Origin of the sequence: Sphingomonas sp. GM_Shp_1, assembly GCF_026540895.1 — a bacterium.
GTDB lineage: Bacteria > Pseudomonadota > Alphaproteobacteria > Sphingomonadales > Sphingomonadaceae > Sphingomonas.
In genome coordinates this window covers 1-19,724 of record NZ_JALNUR010000019.1, presented here as the reverse complement: position 1 = coordinate 19,724, position 19,724 = coordinate 1, and the positions used below count along the sequence as shown (strand labels likewise).

Genomic DNA, 19,724 nt, shown 5'->3' with positions numbered 1-19,724 from the left:
CGCGCCCCTCCACCACCGCTTCGCGGCGGTCCCCCTCCCCAAGCGAGCTTGGGGAGGATTTGGGTGTCACGCCTCTTCTGTTTCTTCCTCGTCGGCCAGTTCCTCTTCCAGTGCGGTCAGGATGGCCTGGTTGAAGGCGGGGATGTCGTCGGGCTTGCGGCTGGTGATGAGGTTGCCGTCGACCACGACCTCCTCGTCCACCACGTCCGCGCCCGCATTGGACAGGTCGGTGCGGATCGAGGGGAAGCTGGTCAGGCGACGGCCATCGATCACGTCCGCCTCCGCCAGCAGCCAGGGACCATGGCAGATGGCGGCGACGATCTTGTCGTCCTCCATGAACTCGGTGACGATCTCGACCGCGCGCTCGTTCAGGCGCAGCTTGTCGGGGTTGCAGGTGCCGCCGGGGATGACCAGCGCGTCGTAATCGTCGGTGTCGACCTCGTCGACGGTCAGGTCGGGCGTCGCGGTCTCGGCCTTGTTGATGTCGCCTTCCATGCCCTGGATCGGATCGGACTTGAGCGAAGCGAGCGTGACCTTCGCGCCCGCTTCCTCCAGCGCCTGGCGGGGCTTGAACAGCTCGACGGTCTCGAAGCCGTCGGCGGCGAGCATCAGGACACGTGCCTGGGAAAGATCGGCCATGATGAAGAACTCCTGTCGGGAAACGCCTCGGGGGAAAGGCCTCTCCAGAACCCGCGACCGCATCGGCCGTTCCGGAACGAAGCGACCGGCAGCGCATTTGCAAAGGTGACCCGAGGGAGTGCGATGGCGACCCGTTTAGTCTATTGCGATGACAGCAAGCCCGGCATCACCCGGACCAAGGTCCGTGGGCATTGGGCCTATTGGAGCCCGAAGGGCGAGCGGATCACCGACCGCGACGAGATCGACCGGTTGAACCGCATCGGCCTGCCCCCCGCCTATAAGGATGCCTGGTTCTGTCCGCGCGCCAATGGCCATATCCAGGCGGTCGGCTGGGACGAGAAGCGCCGCAAGCAATATCGCTATCACGCCGATTTCCGCGAGGCTCAGGAGGCCGCCAAGTACGAACGCTGCGCCGCGTTCGGCCATGCCCTGCCCCGGCTCCGCAAGCGCGTCGAGGCGGACCTGAAGAAGCGCGGCCTGTGCAAGGAGCGCGCCGTCGCCGCCGTCGTCCGTCTGCTCGACAACGGGCATATCCGCGTCGGGAACGAGGCCTATGCCGCGACCAACAAGAGTTTCGGCGCGACGACCCTGCGCAAACGGCACGGCCAGGTGAAGGGCACCACCCTGCGGCTGCGCTATCGCGGCAAGTCGGGCAAGACGCGCGACATGACCCTGACCGACCGGTCGCTGGCCAGCTTCGTCAAGCGCTGCCAGGACCTGGACGAGCAGCATCTGTTCGCCTGGGTGGACGAGGAGGGCGAGGCGAACCCGGTCACCTCCTCCGACGTGAACCTCTATATCCGCGAAGCCACCGGTTGCGACTTCACCGCCAAGCATTTCCGTACCTGGGCGGCCAGCGTCGCCGCGTTCGAGGCTCTGGCATTGGCGGAGGCCGACCTCAGCTTGAAGGCGATGCTGGAGCCGGTGGTCGAAAAGCTGGGCAACACCCCCGCCATCGCGCGCAAATCCTATGTCCACCCCTCGCTGATCGCGCTGGTGAAGGAGGGGCAGGCCGATTTTCGCCAGGCCCTCCGCCTGCCGCGTGCCCGTGCCGGGCTGTCCCGCGTCGAATGCGGGCTGATCGCGTTTCTCGAAGCCGGAACCCCGGCCAGCAAGGCGGCCTGACCGCCCATCCATTCAGGAGTCCCCATGGCGACGAGCAATACCTCGCCCAAGGCGCCGATCTTCGACGGCTCACGCATCCCCAATCAAGTGGAAAGCATCGTCAACGCGACCTATGACTGGGTCCAGGTCTATTGGCTGAAGGTGCTGATCGCCATCGGCTTCGGCGCCCTGATCGTGCTGGCACTACTCTGGGTACGCAAGCTGGGCGACAGGCTTTGCAGCCGTCCGGGTTTCGCAGGCGGTTGGGGCGTGATCCTGGGCCATGCGATCGCGCGGACCAACATGTTCTTCATCGTCACGCTCGCCGCGCAACTCGTGTCGGGCTATGCGGGCGCACCGGGCGAAGTCGCCAAGACGATCAGCTTCTTCTTCACCATCGCCAGCGCGTTCCAGGCGGCGATCTGGGCCCGCGAACTGATCCTGGGCACGATCGAGCATCGCACCCAGTCCGAACATTATTCGGGCGAGGCGCTGCTCTCCGCCATGGGACTGATCCGGCTGCTGGTGACGGCGGTACTGTTCGCGGTCGCGCTGGTCGTGGTGCTCGACAATCTGGGCGTCAACGTCACCGGCCTGGTCGCGGGTCTGGGCGTCGGCGGTATCGCCATCGGTCTGGCGGCGCAGGGGATTTTCGGCGACCTGTTCGCGGCGCTCGCCATCATCTTCGACCGGCCGTTCCGGCGTGGGGACAAGATTTCCTACGACAGCACCAGCGGCGTGATCGAGTCGATCGGTCTCAAATCCACCCGCATCCGCGCTTTTACCGGCGAGTTGCGAATCATCTCCAATCGCCAGTTGCTCGACAAGGAAATCCAGAACACCACGGTGCGCGACCATGTCCGCCTGTCGTTCATGATCGGCGTCGCCTATGAAACCCCGCCCGACACGCTGGCGCGCGTGCCGCAACTGCTGACCGAGATCGTCGAGGGCGAAGGGGGCAAGGTCGCGCGCGCCGGGTTCGAGACGTTCGGCGCGTCGAGCCTGGACTTCGCGCTGCAATTCGATGTGCCCGGCGACGACTGGGCGACGGCGCACGACCTGCGCAACCGGGTGCTCGTCACGCTGATGAAGCGGTTCGCGGCGGAGGGGATTTCCATCCCCTACCCCACCCAGACCACCTTCACCGCCGCGCCGGACGGGACGCTGGTGATGCCCTATCCCCAGGTCCAGCCGGTCGAGGTGCATCACACCGCCGGGGGCTGATCCCCGGCGGGCTTAGGCTCCGCAGGCGGGGGCGGTGCGGGTTCCACCCCATGCTCGGGCTCGGTCGCATAAGCGGGCTCCGCCTCGACGTCCGGCTCCGCATCCTTGCGCCCCAACAGCCGCTTGCCCCAACGGACGACGGCCAGTCCAGCCACGACTATCAGCGCGATGAACTTCTTGCCGAAGCCCAGCATGATGGCGAGCAGGCCGAGCTTCTTGGCCGCCGCCACGCCCGCGCCCGCCGCGACCAGCCCGGCCAGGCCATATTCGGCGGTCTTGTCGGTCGAGGCGTCGTAATCGGCATAGGTCTCGCCCCGGTCGAAGCTGGCCGCGCGACCGAATTGCGCCGCCGCCGCGCGCACCTCGTCCAGATGCGCCATGTCGGACACCATGTTGAGGCTCAGCACCCCGCGCCGCCCGAGCAGCCGCACATCGTAATTGAGCGAGTCCGGCCCCTTGCTGTCATCGAACTTCAGCTGCCGCGCCCAGACGAGCGAATGGTCTTGCGCATTATAGGAGGGCGGCTGCGCCCAGCCTACGATCTGGACCGTCGGAAAGCCCTGCTTCCGGCGTTCCTCGTTCCGCTCGGCCGCGCCCTCGCGCATGTCGGACAGGACCTTGTCGTAATCCTGTTCGTGGGCGTCCTTGTCGCTGACATAGCCGGTGTCCTCATAGGTCACGACCGCGCCCCAGACATTGTCCGACGCGGTGGTCCCGGTCGGCAGGACCAGCCCCAGCACGTCGCTGACCGCATCGGCCGGGTTGCCCCAGACCTGCGTCAGCACCTTCTTGGCATCCTCGGCAGGGAGGAAATAATAGCGGTCGCCCAGATGCAGCGTCGCCTTGGCCGGGCCGATCACGACATCGCCGGTCTGCTTGTGCAGACCCTGTTCGAAGGCCCGGATCTGTGCCTCGGCACTATTCGCCGTCGACGTCGGATCGGCGGCCATGGCGTCATCCGACCAGCACCCGACCGCCAGCATCAGCAACACCGCAATGGCGCGCGTTCCCCGCAAATTCATCATTCCCCCCTCGCCTGCCCTCCCGTGGCGGACGGGGGGAGGATAATCGTCAGATCCCGCCTTCGTCCAGCGACAACAGCGTGGCGTTACCGCCCGCCGAGGTCGTGTCCACCGACACCGCCCGCTCGGCGCAGAAACGGTAGAGATAGTGCGGCCCGCCCGCCTTGGGCCCGGTACCCGACAGGCCCTCGCCGCCAAAGGGCTGGCTGCCGACGACCGCGCCGATCATCGAGCGATTGATATAGAGATTGCCGACCGCCGCCTCTGCCTCGATCACCTCGCCGGCGCGGGCGATGCGGCTGTGCAGGCCCATGGTCAGGCCGTACCCCTTGGCATTCACCTTCGCGATCGTCTCGGACAGCGTGCCCGCTTCCCAGGTGGCGACGTGCAGGATCGGGCCGAACCATTCCTGGGTCAGGTCCTCGATCCGGTCGAGTTGGATCAGCGTCGGCGGCACGAACAGCCCGTCGGCGGGTGCGTCGAGGGTCTTGATCGTCTTGTCCTGCATCGAGGCGCGATAGGCCATCAGCTTGTCATAGGCCGCCCGGTCGATCACCGGCCCGACATCGGTGGCGGGATGGCCGGTCGGCCCGAGCACCAGCGTCTCCATCGCGCCCTTCAGCATCGCGATGACATTGTCGGCGACATCCGCCTGCACCAGCAACAACCGCAGCGCCGAGCAACGCTGCCCCGCCGAACGGAAAGACGAGGTGATGACATCCGCCACCACCTGCTCCGGCAGCGCGGTCGAGTCGACGATCATCGCGTTGATACCGCCGGTCTCGGCGATCAGCGGCACGATGGGACGGTCATCATCGGCCACCAAGGTCCGCGCGATCCGCTTGGCGGTGGCGGTCGAGCCGGTGAAGGCGACGCCCGCGATCCGGTGATCCTCGGTCAGTTTCTGGCCGACATCGGGCCCGCCGACCGCGAGCAGCAGCGCGTCGCGGGGGACTCCCGCGCGGTACGCCAGCTCGACCGCCGCCGCTGCGATGGCAGGGGTCTGCGGCGCGGGCTTGGCGACGACGGTGTTGCCGGTGACGAGCGCCGCGACCGTCTGGCCTAGGAAGATCGCCAGCGGGAAGTTCCACGGCGCGACCGTCGCCCATACGCCGCGTCCTTCCAGATGCAGCGTGTTGCGCTCGCCCGTCGGTCCGGGCAGTTCGACCGAACCGAGGCGCGCACGGGCCTGCTGCGCGTAATAGCGGCAGAAATCGGCGGCCTCACGGACCTCACCGATGGCGTCGGGGATGGTCTTGAACGCCTCCTGCACCAGGATCGCCATCAGCCGCTCGCGGTCCTCCTCCAGCAGGTCGGCGAGCTTTTCCAGCACACTCGCACGGGTGTCGAGCGGCGTCGCGTTCCACGCCGGGAAGGCAGCATGAGCGCGCGCGACCAGCGACGCCACATTGGCGGTCGCGGGGACCGGCGTCACGGCAGGCGCGTTGACCGCCTTCACCGTGGCGTCGAGCGTCGCGATATCGCTGAGGTCGATGCCGGTCGAGTTGCGATGCCCCGGCGCGAACAGGTCGATGGGCAGCGGGATGCTCGGGTGCCGCGCCCCGCCCACGGCGGCGATCTTGGCGACCGGATCGGCCAAGATCTCCGCCTCGGTCAGCCGCGCGTCGGCGAGCTGGTGGACGAAGCTGGAATTCGCGCCATTCTCTAGCAACCGGCGGACCAGATAGGCCAGCAGGTCGCGGTGGCCGCCGACCGGCGCATAGATGCGGCACTTATGGCCATGCTCGCGCACCAGCCGCTCATACAGGCCGTCGCCCATGCCATGCAGCCGCTGGAACTCGAAGTCGTGGCTATTGCCCGCCCATTCGAGGATGGTCGCGACGGTCAGCGCATTGTGGCTGGCGAAGGCGGGGCGGATATTCTCCGCCGCCAGCATGTCCTTGGCGACCGCCAGATAGGACACGTCGGTCGCCGCCTTGCGGGTGAAGAGCGGATAGTCGGCCAGCCCCTCGACCTGGGTGCGCTTTATCTCGCTGTCCCAATAGGCGCCCTTGACCAGACGGACATTCATAATGCGGTCGAGCCCATTGGCCCAGGCGATGACCGCGCGGGCGCGCTTGCCATAGGCCTGCACCGCCATGCCGAACCCGTCCCAGCCCTTGAGCGCGGGAAGCGCCGCGACGCCGCCGATAATGTCCAGGCTCATCTCCAGCCGCTCGGACTCCTCGGCATCGACGGTCAGCGCAATGCCCTTGTCCGCCGCCTGCCGCGCCAGTTGCGCCAGCATGTCGGTGAGCGCGGGCACACACTCATAGGCGCGCGGTAGCTCGTAGCGTGGGTGGAGCGCGGACAGCTTGACCGACACCGAATGGCCCGCCGCCGGGTCCGAGCCGACCGCGTCGATCGCCTTCACATAGGCCTGGAAGTAGCGCTCGGCATCCTCATGCGTCCGCGCCGCCTCGCCCAGCATGTCGAAGCTGGCGGTGAAGCCCTTGTTCTCGGGCTTCTTCATGCGGCGCATGGCTTCCTCGATGGTGCGACCCATCACGAAGATCTCGCCCATCATCCGCATCGCGGCACCGACCGCTTGGCGGACGAACGGCTCGCCCGCGCGCGACAACAGCCGCTTGAGCGGCCCCGCCTCGCCCTCGCCCACCAACGCGCGGCCGACGACCAGGCCCCAGGTGGCCGAGTTGACCAGCTTCGACGCCGAACGCCCGGTATGGGCGCGCCAGTCCGCCTCGCCCAGCTTGTCGGCGATCAGCAGGTCGGCCGTCTCGGGATCGGGCACGCGCAGGAACGCCTCGGCCAGGCTGAGCAGCGCGACACCCTCCGACGAATTGAGCCGATATTCCTGGAGGAACTGGTTCACCCAGCCGCGATTCTGCGCCGCGCGCAAATCGGCGAGCAGGCCGGAGGCATGGCCCATGATCCGCTCGCGCATCTCCGGTGTGGCGGCGGCGCGGTCGAGCAGCGGCTTCAGGACATCGGGCTCGGGCGCGCGATACAGCGATTTCATGGTCTTGCGCGCGTCGGCGGTAACGGCAGAGGTCATAGGTCTTCAGGTCCGGTCGGGCAGCCCGGCGCGATGGAGACGCACCGTGAGCCGCATGGCGATGCTGTGATGGACCTGCGCTTAGCGGGAAATCATAGGGATGGGTATCGTTTGATACGATACGAAGCGTCGTTCGCTAATCCCATCGGAATTGAAATTTTGACGATCCTTGTGTATATGAATCGCGGGCGAAGGACATCCGCCTTTCTGTAGAGCCCCGGCTGCGGCAACGGCCGGGGCTCAAATCCTTTGGGGCTCGGACGGCAATCCGAGCCCCGCCGGGCACCTTACCTGTTGCGAACGTCGATAATCTTCACGACCAAGGTCGCGAAGGCGATGATGACGCCCAGGATCAGGCACAGATCGGCAACGGACATCCGTAGTCCTTTCTGTGAGTGACGGCGGAATTGCCGTCATGTTCCTTCTTTCAACAAGCACAGCGTTTGTCAGCGGGAAAGTCTCGCGTCATTATCCGCAACCATCCCCGCCCCCGCATCGTTCTCCCGCCAAACCCTCAGGACAGGAGAGCCAAGATGGCCGACGACAGCCCCCAGGAAATCGCCGCCAAGTTCCTCAGCAAGCTGAAGGACAGCCCGTTCGTGATGATCGGCCTGGAAGACGACCAGCATTCCGAACCGATGACCGCCCAGATCGACGACGATCAGCCCAACACGCTGTTCTTCTTCGCCGGTCGCGACAACCGGATCGCCGGCGGCGGCCAGGCGATGGCGCAGTTCGTCGGCAAGGGGCACGACTTCTTCGCCTGCCTGTCGGGCCATGTCTCGGTCGACAACGACCGGCAGCAGATCGACAAGCTGTGGAATAACCATGTCGAGGCATGGTTTCCGCAAGGCAAGTCGGACCCGAACCTGACGCTGCTCCGCTTCGACATCAATTCGGCGGAGCTGTGGGAAACCGACATCTCGCTGTCGGGCCGGGTGAAGATGCTGTTCGGCGGCACCATCCGTTCGGACGAGTCGTCCAGCCATGCGGTGGTGGGTTCGGTCGCGTAACCGACCCGACCGGAATGCGAAACGCCCAGAGGCCGCACGGCTTCCGGGCGTTTTTAATTCCCCGCCCCGTTCAGCCTAAGCGAAGTCGAAGGCCACGGGACGCCCTTTGCCCGGTGCGTGGCTGACGTTTTCCCTTGGCCTTCGACTTCGCTCAGGCTGAACGGAGGTTAGGATTGGCCTCCTGGCTTCAGGCGTTCGCCTTGATCCATTCCTCGACCACCGGCGCGATGCGGTTGCGCCATTTCGAGCCGTTGAAGATGCCGTAATGGCCGACCTGCTCGGCCATGTAATAGCGCTTCTTCTCGTCCCGGAGATTGGTCGCCAGCGTCAACGACGCTCGGGTCTGGCCCAGCCCCGAGATATCGTCCCGCTCGCCCTCGATCGCCAGGATGCCGATATCGGTGATCGCCCCCGGATCGACAGGCTTGCCACGGTGCAGCATCTCGCCCTTGGGCAGCGCGTGCCGCTGGAACACCAGTTCGACGGTCTGGAGATAGAATTCGGCCGTCATGTCGCACACCGCACGATATTCGTCGTAGAAGCGCTTGGTCGCCTCGGCGCTCTCGTCGTCGCCCTGGACCAGATGCTTGAACATCTCCCAGTGCGAAATCATGTGGTTGCCGAGATTCATCGACATGAACCCGGCGAGTTGCAGAAAGCCCGGATAGACCCGCCGCCCGGCACCCGGATAGGTCATCGGCACGGTCGCGATCGCATTCTGCTCGAACCAGGCATGGGGCCGCTCGGTCGCCAGCAGGTTGACCGCGGTCGGTGCCTCGCGGGTGTCGACGGGCCCGCCCATCAGGGTCAGGGTACGCGGGGTGCAGGGATGCTTGTCCGCGCTCATCACGCAAGCCGCGACATAGCAGGGGACCGAGGGCTGGCACACCGCCAGCATATGCGCATTGGGGCCGATCTCGGTCAGGAAGTCGATGATGTAGTCGACATAATCGTCGAAATCGAACCGCCCCTCGGACAAGGGCACCAGCTTCGCATCGCGCCAGTCGGTGATATAGACTTCGCAGGTGGGCAGCATCCGCTGGACGGTGCCGCGCAGCAGCGTGGCGTAATGGCCCGACATCGGCGCGACGATCAGCAGCTTGGGGCTGTCCTCGACGCCCTCGCGGCGGAACCGCTTGAGCTGGCCGAAGGGCTTGCGCGCCACGATCTCCTCATGGACCACCACCTCGCGCCCGTCGATCTCGGTCTTGGTCAGGCCGAAGGCGGGTTTGCCGCGCGGCGCGGAGGCATGGGCGAAGACCTCCAGCGCCGATCCCATGATCGCGCCGCCGCCGAAATAGGCGAAGGGGTTGGCCGGGTTTTGGAGCAGCCCCGCGCCGAAATTGGCCAGCGCGCTCGCCCCCGCCAGCATCGAGCGTTGCATTTCATAGGCGTCGTACAGCATGGTCGAGTCCCTCGCGCTCCCCGAAGCGGAGCCATGATCGCATCTCATCTATCACGAAACCGTTTGCGCAAGATGACCATAATATGGCTGTCCCGTCATATTGCCCGTGATCCCTTCCCCGACATAACGCATGAATGGCCATGAACGATGCGTGCAGGGCCGGCGCGCCGTTGAGCCCGTGCCCGCACGCTGCTAGGCGAGCGCGATCATGGCCAAATCCGCCGCTTCCCCCAAGCCCGCCATTCCGCCCAGCCGCCGGTTGAGCAATCTCAAGATGGTATGGCGCTTTACGCTGCGATATCCGGCCCATCTGGCCGCCGCCGCGCTGTCGCTGCTGGTCGCGGCGGGGGCGACGCTGTTCATCCCGCGCACCTTCCAGAAGGTGATCGATCATGGCTTCGGCCGCGCGGTCGATACGGGCAATATCGCCCCCTATTTTCAGGGGCTGCTGGCGGTGGTGCTGGTGCTCGCCTTCGCCACGGCGTTCCGATTCTATTTCGTATCCTGGCTGGGCGAGCGGACCGTCGCCGACATCCGAGTCGCGGTGCAGGCCAATCTGCTCCGCCTCGCCCCCCGCTATTTCGAGGAGAACCGCCCCTCGGAGATCGCGAGCCGCCTGACCGCCGACACCGCGATCATCGAGCAGGTGGTCGGCTCCACCGTGTCGATCGCGCTGCGCAACGTGGTGATCGGGATCGGCGGCACCATCTATCTCTTCGCGCTGTCGCCCAAGCTGACCCTGTCGCTGCTGGTCTGCATTCCGCTGGTCGTGCTGCCCATCGTGCTGCTCGGCAAGAAGGTGCGCAGCTACTCGCGCGACAGCCAGGATCGGCTGGCCGATATCGGATCGACCGCCGTCGAGACGCTGGGCGCGATGAAGGTCGTGCAGGCGTTCGGCCAGGAGCGGCGCGAGGCCGAGCGGTTCGAGCTGGCAGTCAGCAACGGCTTCGCCACGTCACGCAAGCGCTTCCTGCTGCGCGCCGTCATGACGGCGATGGTGATCGGCCTGTTCTTCGGCGGGCTGACGCTGCTGCTGTGGGAAGCGGTGGCGGACGTCGCCAGCGGGCGGCTGTCGGGCGGATCGCTGACCGCGTTCGTCGTGACGGGGATGCTGGTCGCGGGCTCGTTCCAGGCGCTGACCGAGGTGTGGGGCGATATCCTGCGCGCATCGGGGGCGGCGCAGCGACTGGCCGAACTGCTCGCCGAACAGCCGGAAATCGCACCGCCTCCCGCCCCCGCCGTCTTGCCGGTCGTACCGATGGGCGCGCTTCGCTTCGAGGACGTGGTGTTCCACTACCCCACTCGGCCCGAGGTGGCGGCGCTCGACGGCTTCTCGCTCGACATACGCCCCGGCGAGACGGTGGCGGTGGTCGGTCCTTCCGGTGCGGGCAAGTCGACGTTGTTCCAGTTGGCGGAGCGCTTCTACGATCCGCAGGGCGGGCGGATCTCGCTCGACGGCGTCGATCTGCGCGACGCCGATCCTGCGGCGATCCGGGCGCGCATCGCGATGGTGCCGCAGGAGACGGTGATCTTCGGCGCCTCGGCGCGTGACAATCTGCGCTATGGCCGGTGGGAGGCGGGGGACGACGAACTCTGGGCCGCCGCCGAGGCCGCCAACGCCGCCGACTTCCTGCGCGCGCTGCCGCAGGGGCTGGACACGTTCCTGGGCGAAGGCGGGGCGCGGCTGTCGGGTGGTCAGCGGCAGCGGATCACCATCGCCCGCGCGCTGCTCCGCGATGCGCCGATCCTGTTGCTCGACGAGGCGACCAGCGCGCTCGATGCCGAGAGCGAGCAACTGGTGCAGCAGGCGCTGGAACGGCTGATGGCGCACCGGACCACCCTGGTCATCGCCCACCGCCTCGCCACCGTGCGCGCGGCGGAACGGATCGTGGTGATGGACGGTGGGCGCATCGTCGAACAGGGTCGCCACGGGGAGTTGATGGCGCGCGGCGGTCTGTATGCCCGGTTGGCGAACCTGCAATTTCACGAGTGATGAGGCCGGTTTAGTACCAGTTTTGGTTTGCCTATCCCGGTGGAAGCCGGGGTTTGGGGGGCGGGGTGGGACGTGGCCTTCGACTTCGCTCAGGCTGAACGCGGGTTGGGTATTGTGTCCCCTGCCCTTCTCCTAGCTATCTTCTTCCCTTCATCCCATCCTCCGTTCGCGCTGAGCGAAGTCGAAGCGCAAGGGACACCCTCTCCCAACACCCTGAAATCCCGCCACTTCCCCATCATCAAAGCCGCTTGCGACCCCGGCCCCACTCCCCTAGGCTCCGACAATACCATTGTAATACCGGGAGTGAGGACGATGCAGCGAGTAGCCAAATGGAAGGGCAGCCTGATCGCCGCCGTCGCGCTGGCCGGAGCCTCGCCCGCCGCTATGGCGCTGCCCGTGACGCGACCCGCCATTTTCCCTGCTCCCACCGCCCTGACGCTGGGCGACGGCACGATGACGCTGGGCCGCTCGGTCGTGCTGATCGCCGCGCCGGGTACCGAACCCGCCACGGTCGCGCTCGTCCGCGACATTCTGGAAAAGGCAGGCGTGACCGAGATCACGACCGCCAGCCGCATCCCAGCCACGCTCGACCGTCCGACCATCGTCATCGGCCCGAACAGCGCCGCGATCGTCCGCGATGCGCTGACCCGCAGCGGAGCGAGCGCCGATGATCAGGCGGAGGGTTATACCCTCGCCAGCCTGGCTTCGGGTCAGGGCGGCCTGATCACGCTGGCGGGGCATGACGGCGACGGCCTGTTCCACGCCGTTCAGACGCTGCGTCAGCTCGTCGCCCGCCCGCAAATCCCCGCGCTGGTGATCCGCGATCATCCCGCCATGCCGATCCGCGGCACGATCGAAGGCTTCTACGGCAAGCCCTGGTCGATGGAGGACCGGACCAGGCATCTGAATTTCCTGGGGCAGATGAAGGCCAACACCTATGTCTACAGCCCCAAGGACGATCCCTATGCGCGCGACAAGTGGCGGGAACCCTATCCGGCGGCGACGCTGTCGGCGCTGGGGACGCTGGTCGCCACCGCGCGGGCCAATCATGTGAACTTCGTCTACGCGATTTCGCCCGGCCCCTCGATCTGCTTCTCCGATCCGGCGGACGAGCAGACGCTGCTGCGCAAGTTTGACGCGCTGCGCGGGATCGGCGTGCATAGCTTCTATGTCGCGCTGGACGATATCGAATATCAGAAGTGGAATTGCGAGGCTGACAAGGTCGCCTTCGGCCCCTCGGGCGCACAGGCCGCCGGAGTTGCCCAGTCCAAGCTGTTGAACGCGGTGCAGGCCGATCTGGCGAAGCGCGACCCCGCCGCGAAGCCGCTGATCATGGTGCCGACCGAATATTATGATGCCAAGGAAAGCCCCTATAAGGCCGCACTGCGCGCCAATCTGGACCCACGCATCGTGGTGCAGTGGACCGGCACCGACGTCGTGCCGCCCGCCATCTCGGTTCCCGACGCCAAGGCGGCGACCAAGGCGTTCGGGCGCAAGACGCTGTTGTGGGACAATTATCCGGTCAACGACTATGCCAGTTCGGCCGGACGGCTGCTGCTCGCGCCCTATGCGAAGCGCGAGGCGGGGCTATCGACCGAGCTGACCGGCATGTTGTCCAACCCGATGAACCAGGAGGCACCGAGCCGCGTCGCGGTGGCGGGGGTGCTGGCCTTCGGGTGGAACGACAAGGGCTATGACGCGGATCGCACCTGGCATTTCGCCGCGCGCGATCTGGCGGGGAACGACGTGCGGGCGACGGCGGCGCTGCTCGAACTCTTCGATACCCAGCATCTCGCCCCCACCTTCGGCAGCCAGCCCTGGCAGGAACAGGCGCCCCGGCTGAAGGCGCTGCTCGACCATGTTCGCGAGGCGCTGGCCCATGGTGACGAGGCGGAGCAGCGAGCCGCCATTGCCGAACTGACCCGCAAGGCCGATGCCATCGCCGACGCCCCCGACACGATCCGCGCGGGCGTGGTCGATCCCGCCTTTGCCGAACAGGCGCGCCCGTGGCTGGACGCGATGCAGCTTTGGGGCCGCTCGCTGCGACTGACCGCCGCCGGGCTCGACGCCGCCGAGCGGGGCAATGCGGCCGCAAGCCGCTATTTCGCCGATGCCGGGCGGATCGCCGCCCAGGCCGCCGCCGTGCAGAGCATTCCCGGCGCGGTCCGCTTCGACGGGCCGATCAAGATCGCCGATGGCGTGCTCGACCGGTTCATCGCCGACGCGCCCGGCCTGATCGCGGTTACGGCGAGACCGTAACCGTCCGGCTGGCGCGGCGGCCATCGGGGGTGCGGGTCCGCAGGTCCACCGCCCCCGTCACCGCGACCGGCCCGTCATAGCGCCGCCAGGCGGTACCGCCGGTCCGATACTCGATCGGGGTGCCGGGAAATTCGGCATTGGCCTCCAGCCTGCCGCCCGCGATCCGCGCACCCGGCGGGGCCAGGCGATAGGTCACCCCCGCCCGGTCGAGCATCCGCATCTGAACGCCCATCCGGCCCGCGAAATCGCCCCAGCCCGCCAGCAGCCGGGCGCGGTCGACGCGGGCGTCGTTCGGCTCATAAGCCGTCCCCGCAACATAGGCAGGCTCCCAGTCCGGCTTGGCCCAGGCACGCTCGGCCAGGGCCAACAGGCGGGGGAAGAGCATGTAATCGACCTGGGAGTCGCGACGCACCGTCTCGCTCCACAATTGCGCTTGGATGCCTGCGATCGCGCGTCCCGATTGCAACGGCACCGTGTCGGCGATCGGCTTGGGCTGGGCGAGGATATTGGGGATCAGCGCGGCATTGGCCGCCAGATTGCCGGGCATGAAGCCGAACACCTGGAAACTGTCCACCCCGCGCGACGCCCAGTCATAGCCGGTCTCGTTCGGATCGGCGGCATAGGGCATGTCGAAATAGCCGAGATCGGGGATCGACAGCACCGTCTTCCACCCGCGATTGGCCTGGCCATGCGCCTCCGCCACGCCGCCGCCGTGCAGGTTGCTCCAGATATTGGTCTGCACCGCGCTCGGCATCCGCGCCGGGTCGGTATGACCCAGCCCGTCGCTCCAGCCCGCAACGGCGATACCACGCTTGGCGAGATCGCTCGCCACCCGTTCGATGAAGCGCGCGCCTAGTTGCTGGGGCTGGAGCCCCTCACGCGCCATCGTCACCTTGCAGGCGGGCGAGTCCTTCCACGCCCCCGCCGTCTCGTCCGCTCCGATATGATAGGTGGTCAGCGGCACGCCCGCCGCCTTGTGGAGCGCGGCGATGTCGTCGATCACCGCGTCGATGAAGCGATAGGTGCTGTCGATACAGACGTTCAGCGTGTTGTCGTCATAATGCTGGACGCTGGAATAGCGGGTGGTGTCGCCCGGCTCGACCAGCCGATAGCGTTCCGCACCCGCCCGGTCGCCCTTGGCGATCAGCCGCTGATAGCGCACCTCCATCGACCGGATCGCCGCGCGCGAATGGCCCGGCATGTCGAAGGAGGGGATCACCTCGATCTGGCGCGCGGCGGCGGCGTGCAATATCTCGCCATAGTCTGCGGCGGTCAGATAGCCGTTGGTGGCCGCGTCCCGCGCCGGGTCCGCACCGAGTTGCGGCTGGAGACAGGTCTTTTCAGACAGGTCGGCGCAGCGATAGGCCCCCACTTCGGTCAGTTCGGGCAGACCGGCGATCTGCAATCGCCACCCCTCGTCATCCCCCAGATGCAGGTGCAGCCTGTTGAGCTTATAGGCCGCCATCTGCTCGATCAGCTTCAGGATTTCGGCCTTGCTGTGGAAATTGCGGGCAAGATCGATGTGAAGCCCCCGAAAGCCATAGCGCGGCGCGTCCTGGACCATCAGCGGACGAAGCACCGTCCCCTCCGCCGCGATCTGCTGGGCCAGCGAGCGAAGGGCATAGGAGGCTCCGGCCGCATCCGCCGCGTCGATCGCCACCCCGCCCTTCCCCACGGTCAGGCGATAGCCTTCGGGCGACATCCCCGCCTGCCGCCGGATCGTGACCGGCACCGCCCCCTGCCCCACGGCCAGGGCGGTCAGCGCCGGGGCGATGGCGGCGCGGTCGATCCCGCTGGTGGTCACCGCCACGCCCTTCGCCAGATCGACGGACGGGCCGCCGGGGCGGGTGGCCGTCATCGGCTTGGGCAGGATCGCCACATCGACCGGGGCCGCCAACGCGCCACGCTCGGCATAGAGCGCATAGGCGCGCTCGGGGGTTCGCCAGACGGTCCGGTCGTCCGGCGCGCTGCGGGCGAGCGCGGCCTCATCGGTCATCGGCGCGACGAAGGGCAGGGTTTCCAACCCCGTCTCGGCATCGGTCCCGGTCCGCGTCGCCGCGATCACGCGCGGGCTCAGCCCGGGGGCGGCCAGCGTCGCATGGGGCATCATGTGATTGCGCGAGAAGAAGGCGCCGACCGCCGTCAACCTGACATGATAGGTCTGGCCGGGCTTGAGGCTCCGGCCGGGCTTCACCGTCAGGACGTTCAGGTCGCCATTGACGGTCCGGTTGTCGAACAGGTCGCTGTCGATCCTCAGGACCGGATTGACCAGGCTGTAGCGGATTTCGAACGGCACGCCGGGCACCGCATCGGGAATGGTGATGGCGATATCGGCTTCGAAACAGCGCGGGGTTCCGGTCGGGCACGACGCCGGACGGTTGGTCAGGATGGTGTAGCGATAGCCCATGGTCGCCGCCATCCGGTCCAGATCGGCCTGGCTAGCCGCCGCGGGACTTGCCGCCAGGATCGCGGCCGAAGCCCATAAAGTCATCATCCTGTACCCGTCCCGCTATGCTGCAATGGTCCTATATTGGACCATGATAACGCTCCCCACGCAATCCTCCCCGGCACGGGGAGGGGGACTGCCGCGAAGCGGTGGTGGAGGGGGCGCGCCACAAATGACTCCCTACGTGGAGAACCCCCTCCACCAGCTTCGCTGGTCCCCCTCCCCGTGCCGGGGAGGATTGCAGGGGTGACGTGGCCGCCCCCACCCTCTATCTCGGACGCATGAAAAAGCCCAAGCCGGGTCTGCCGACCCGTGAGCAAATCCTGTCCTTCATCGAACAGTCGGAGCAGCCTGCGGGCAAGCGCGAGATTGCGCGCGCTTTCGGCCTGTCCGCGCAGGAGAAGATCGGGCTGAAGGCGCTGCTCAAGGACATGGCCGATGAAGGGCTGATCGACAGCGCGCCGGGCCGCGCCTTCCACAAGATGGGCGGCCTGCCCAAGGTGACGGTGCTACGCATCGTCGATGTCGACGACGGCGGCAATGTCTGGGCCGAGCCGGAGCGTTGGGAAGCCGAGGGCGCGCCCATCCCGCGCGTCCGGGTACGCGAGCGCAAGCGCGGGTCGCTGGGCATCGGCCAGCGGGTGCTCGCCCGGACCGAGGAAGCGGGCGGCGGCTGGATCGCGCATGTCATGAAGACCATCGCGCCCGCCTCCGAACAGATTCTCGGCGTGTTGCGCGAGGAAGCGGGCCGTTTCTGGCTGACCAGCGTCGACAAGAAGGAACGGCGCGAGTGGATGGTCTCCGACACCGGCGGCGCGGAATCGGGCGACCTGGTGATGGCGGAGAAGGCGGGCCGCCCGCCCCGCATCACCGCGCGCGTGACCGAGCGGCTGGGCGATCCCTTCGCCCCGCGCAGCTTCTCGCTGATCGCGATCCACAAGTTCGAAATCCCCGACCGCTTCCAGCCCGAAACGCTGGAGGAAGCCGAGCGGGTCGCGCGCCAGCCCTTGGGCGACGACCGTGAGGATTTGCGCGACTTGCCCATCGTCGCGATCGACCCGGTCGACGCGCGCGATCATGACGACGCGGTCTGGGCCGCGCCCGACGATGATCCCGCCAACCCCGAAGGCTGGCGCGCCATCGTCGCCATCGCCGATGTCAGCTTCTATGTCCGCCCCGGCTCGGCCATCGACAAGGATGCGCGGCGGCGCGGCAATTCGGTCTATTTCCCCGACCGGGTCGTGCCGATGCTGCCCGAAATCCTGTCGGCGGATGTCTGTTCGCTGAAAGAGGGCGAGGATCGTGCCGCGCTGGCCTGCCACCTTCAGGTGACGAAGGACGGCAAGCTCAAGGGCTTTCGCTTCACCCGCGCGGTCGTGCGGCTGGCGGCGAACATCGCCTATGAGGATGCGCAGGCTGCCATCGACGGCGAACTCCCCCATCCGCTGACCGAGACGGCGCTGCGTCCGCTCTGGGACTGCTGGCACGCGCTCGCCAAGGCGCGGGATGCGCGCGAGCCGCTCGACCTCGACTTGCCCGAACGGCGGGTGGTGCTGGACGAGCGGGGCCGCATCCTGTCCGTCGCGCCGCGCGCTCGGCTGGATGCCCACCGGCTGATCGAGGATTACATGATCGCCGCCAATGTCGCCGCCGCCAAGGCGCTGGAGGCGAAGAAGGCCCCCGTCATGTACCGCGTCCATGAGGTGCCCAGCCGGACCAAGCTGGTCGCGTTGAAGGACTATCTGGAGACCTTCGACATCCCCTTCGCCATGGGTCAGGTCATCCGCCCGGCGACCTTCAACCGGATCATCGACCAGATCGGCGAAGCGGACTTCCGGCCGCAGGTGATGGAGCAGATCCTCCGCTCGCAGACGCAAGCCTATTATGCGCCGATCAATCAGGGGCATTTCGGCCTGTCGCTGGGCTCCTATGCGCATTTCACCTCGCCGATCCGGCGCTATGCCGACCTCGTCGTTCACCGCGCCTTGGTAGGGGCGTACAAGTTGGGCGATGGCGGGCTGCTGCCCGAGGGTGACGAGATGGAGCGGCTGGGCACCTCGATCAGCCAATATGAACGCCGCGCGATGGAGGCAGAGCGCGAAACCATCGACCGCTATGTCGCGGCCTATCTGGCCGAGCATATCGGCCAGGTCGTCGAGACGCGGATCACCGGCGTCACCAATTTCGGCTTCTTCGCAACGGTCGATGGTGTCGGCGGCGATGGGCTCATGCCGATCCGCGACCTGGGCGGCGACTATTTCCATTATGACGAGAGCTCGCAACAGTTGCTCGGCGAGAAGAGCCGCGAAATCTACAAGCTGGGCCAGCGCCTGCCGCTGCGCCTGGCCGAGGCGAACCCGGTGTCGGGCGCATTGCGCTTCGAGCTCCCCGACGGCAAGGGCGCCGCGCCGGAACCACGCCGGGTGCTGAAACGACGCGGGCGGCCGGCGAACATCCGCCACAACGGCAAGCGGCGCTGATAATCCTCCCCGGTACGGGGAGGGGGACCAGCGAAGCTGGTGGAGGGGGCGTGCCACATAGGACGTCCTGCGGGGAAGCCCCCCTCCGTCAGGCCTACGGCCTGCCACCTCCCTACCGGGGAGGAGTAATGGGATCGCTCCCCGTCCCCATGCGTACCCTCCTCCAAAAGGAGACATGGCATGGGCAATATGGTGGACGGCGTCTGGCACGCCGACGGACTGTTCAAGTCCGACGACAAGGGCAGTTTCCAGCGCCCCGATTCCGGGTTCCGCGAATGGGTGACCGCCGATGGGCAACCCGGCCCGGAAGGCCAGCCCGGCCACCGCGCCGAACCGGGACGCTATCACCTGTACGTCTCCTATGCCTGCCCCTGGGCGCATCGCACGATGATCCTGCGCGCGCTCAAAGGACTGGAGGATATGATCGGCCTGTCGGTGGTCGATCCGCTGATGCGCGAGAATGGCTGGACCTTCGCCACGGAGCGCGGCGGGACTGGCGATCCGCTGCACGGGTCGGACTATCTGTGGCAGCTCTATGGCCGCGCGCGCGAGGGGTATAGCGGCAAGGTCACGGTGCCGGTCCTGTGGGACACCGCACGCGACACGATCGTCAGCAACGAATCCGCCGAGATCATCCGCATGCTGAACGGCGCCTTCGACGGCTTGGGCGCGCGCGAGGGGGATTATTACCCCGCCGAACTGCGCGACGAAATCGACGCGGTGAACGCCCGTGTCTATGACCGGGTCAATAATGGCGTCTACAAATGCGGCTTCGCCCAAAGCCAGGACGCCTATGACGCAGCGGTCGGTCCGTTATTCGCCGAGTTGGATGCGCTGGAAGAGCGACTGACGGGGCGCGAATGGCTGGTCGGCGACCGGATGACCGAGGCGGATATCCGCCTCTTCACCACGCTCGTCCGCTTCGACGCGGTCTATCACGGGCATTTCAAATGCAATGTCCGGCGGGTGCAGGATTATCCGGCGCTGGAGGGCCTGCTGGAGCGGATGCTGGCCGTGCCCGAGATCGCGGACACGGTGCATCTCGATCATATCAAGACGCATTATTATGCCAGCCACCGGGAGTTGAATCCCACCGGCATCGTGCCCGCCGGGCCGGATTTGC

At 67.0% G+C, this 19,724-nt stretch carries 12 protein-coding genes; 7 read left to right on the top strand and 5 right to left on the bottom strand.

Annotated features, from left to right (window positions below; genetic code table 11):
* Positions 1-66: 66 nt before the first annotated feature.
* Entirely contained in the window at positions 67-639 is a 573-nt protein-coding gene (locus OXQ33_RS10970) for a type 1 glutamine amidotransferase domain-containing protein (protein WP_267434729.1), read from the bottom strand.
* Between the two features lie 123 nt (positions 640-762).
* Between OXQ33_RS10970 and OXQ33_RS10965 the strand changes: the two genes are divergently transcribed.
* Both OXQ33_RS10965 and OXQ33_RS10960 read left to right on the top strand, forming a co-directional pair.
* Positions 763-1,764: a DNA topoisomerase IB gene (locus OXQ33_RS10965; protein WP_267434728.1), complete on the top strand. Its 1,002-nt coding sequence runs from the start codon at positions 763-765 to the stop codon at positions 1,762-1,764.
* Positions 1,765-1,788: 24 nt separating this feature from the next.
* Positions 1,789-2,967 carry a mechanosensitive ion channel domain-containing protein gene (locus tag OXQ33_RS10960; protein ID WP_267434727.1) on the top strand — a complete coding sequence of 393 codons (1,179 nt, stop codon included), beginning with the start codon at positions 1,789-1,791 and terminating at the stop codon, positions 2,965-2,967.
* On the opposite strand, the gene OXQ33_RS10955 is transcribed toward OXQ33_RS10960, so the two are convergent.
* On the bottom strand, positions 2,949-3,992 hold the full coding sequence (locus tag OXQ33_RS10955; RefSeq protein ID WP_267434725.1) for a DUF2167 domain-containing protein: 1,044 nt from the start codon (positions 3,990-3,992) through the stop codon (positions 2,949-2,951). The two genes, OXQ33_RS10960 and OXQ33_RS10955, sit on opposite strands and share 19 nt — an antisense overlap.
* Before the next feature lie 46 nt (positions 3,993-4,038).
* Positions 4,039-6,969, bottom strand: a complete 2,931-nt coding sequence (locus OXQ33_RS10950; RefSeq protein WP_267434724.1) for an L-glutamate gamma-semialdehyde dehydrogenase — start codon at positions 6,967-6,969, stop codon at positions 4,039-4,041.
* Positions 6,970-7,538: 569 nt separating this feature from the next.
* Here OXQ33_RS10950 and OXQ33_RS10945 point away from each other — a divergent pair.
* Complete coding sequence (locus OXQ33_RS10945; RefSeq protein WP_267434723.1) at positions 7,539-8,018, top strand: pyridoxamine 5'-phosphate oxidase family protein; 480 nt, start codon at positions 7,539-7,541, stop codon at positions 8,016-8,018.
* A gap of 187 nt (positions 8,019-8,205) precedes the next feature.
* On the opposite strand, the gene phaZ is transcribed toward OXQ33_RS10945, so the two are convergent.
* A complete protein-coding gene (phaZ, locus tag OXQ33_RS10940; protein WP_267434722.1) occupies positions 8,206-9,423 on the bottom strand; it encodes a polyhydroxyalkanoate depolymerase in 1,218 nt (405 codons plus the stop codon).
* Positions 9,424-9,631: 208 nt separating this feature from the next.
* Here phaZ and OXQ33_RS10935 point away from each other — a divergent pair, with 208 nt between their 5' ends.
* Positions 9,632-11,416 carry an ABC transporter transmembrane domain-containing protein gene (locus OXQ33_RS10935; protein WP_267434720.1) on the top strand — a complete coding sequence of 595 codons (1,785 nt, stop codon included), beginning with the start codon at positions 9,632-9,634 and terminating at the stop codon, positions 11,414-11,416.
* A gap of 312 nt (positions 11,417-11,728) precedes the next feature.
* Complete coding sequence (locus OXQ33_RS10930; RefSeq protein ID WP_267434719.1) at positions 11,729-13,675, top strand: beta-N-acetylglucosaminidase domain-containing protein; 1,947 nt, start codon at positions 11,729-11,731, stop codon at positions 13,673-13,675.
* Here the strand turns inward: OXQ33_RS10930 and OXQ33_RS10925 are convergent.
* Positions 13,659-16,169: a family 20 glycosylhydrolase gene (locus OXQ33_RS10925; RefSeq protein WP_267434718.1), complete on the bottom strand. Its 2,511-nt coding sequence runs from the start codon at positions 16,167-16,169 to the stop codon at positions 13,659-13,661. The genes OXQ33_RS10930 and OXQ33_RS10925 overlap by 17 nt on opposite strands.
* 233 nt (positions 16,170-16,402) lie before the next feature.
* Between OXQ33_RS10925 and rnr the strand changes: the two genes are divergently transcribed.
* The gene (rnr, locus tag OXQ33_RS10920) at positions 16,403-18,601 is read left to right on the top strand and encodes a ribonuclease R (protein WP_267434781.1); all 2,199 of its coding nucleotides are present in this window, start codon (positions 16,403-16,405) and stop codon (positions 18,599-18,601) included.
* Between the two features lie 180 nt (positions 18,602-18,781).
* The coding region (locus OXQ33_RS10915) for a glutathione S-transferase family protein (protein ID WP_267434717.1) at positions 18,782-19,724 on the top strand (943 nt) is incomplete at its 3' end.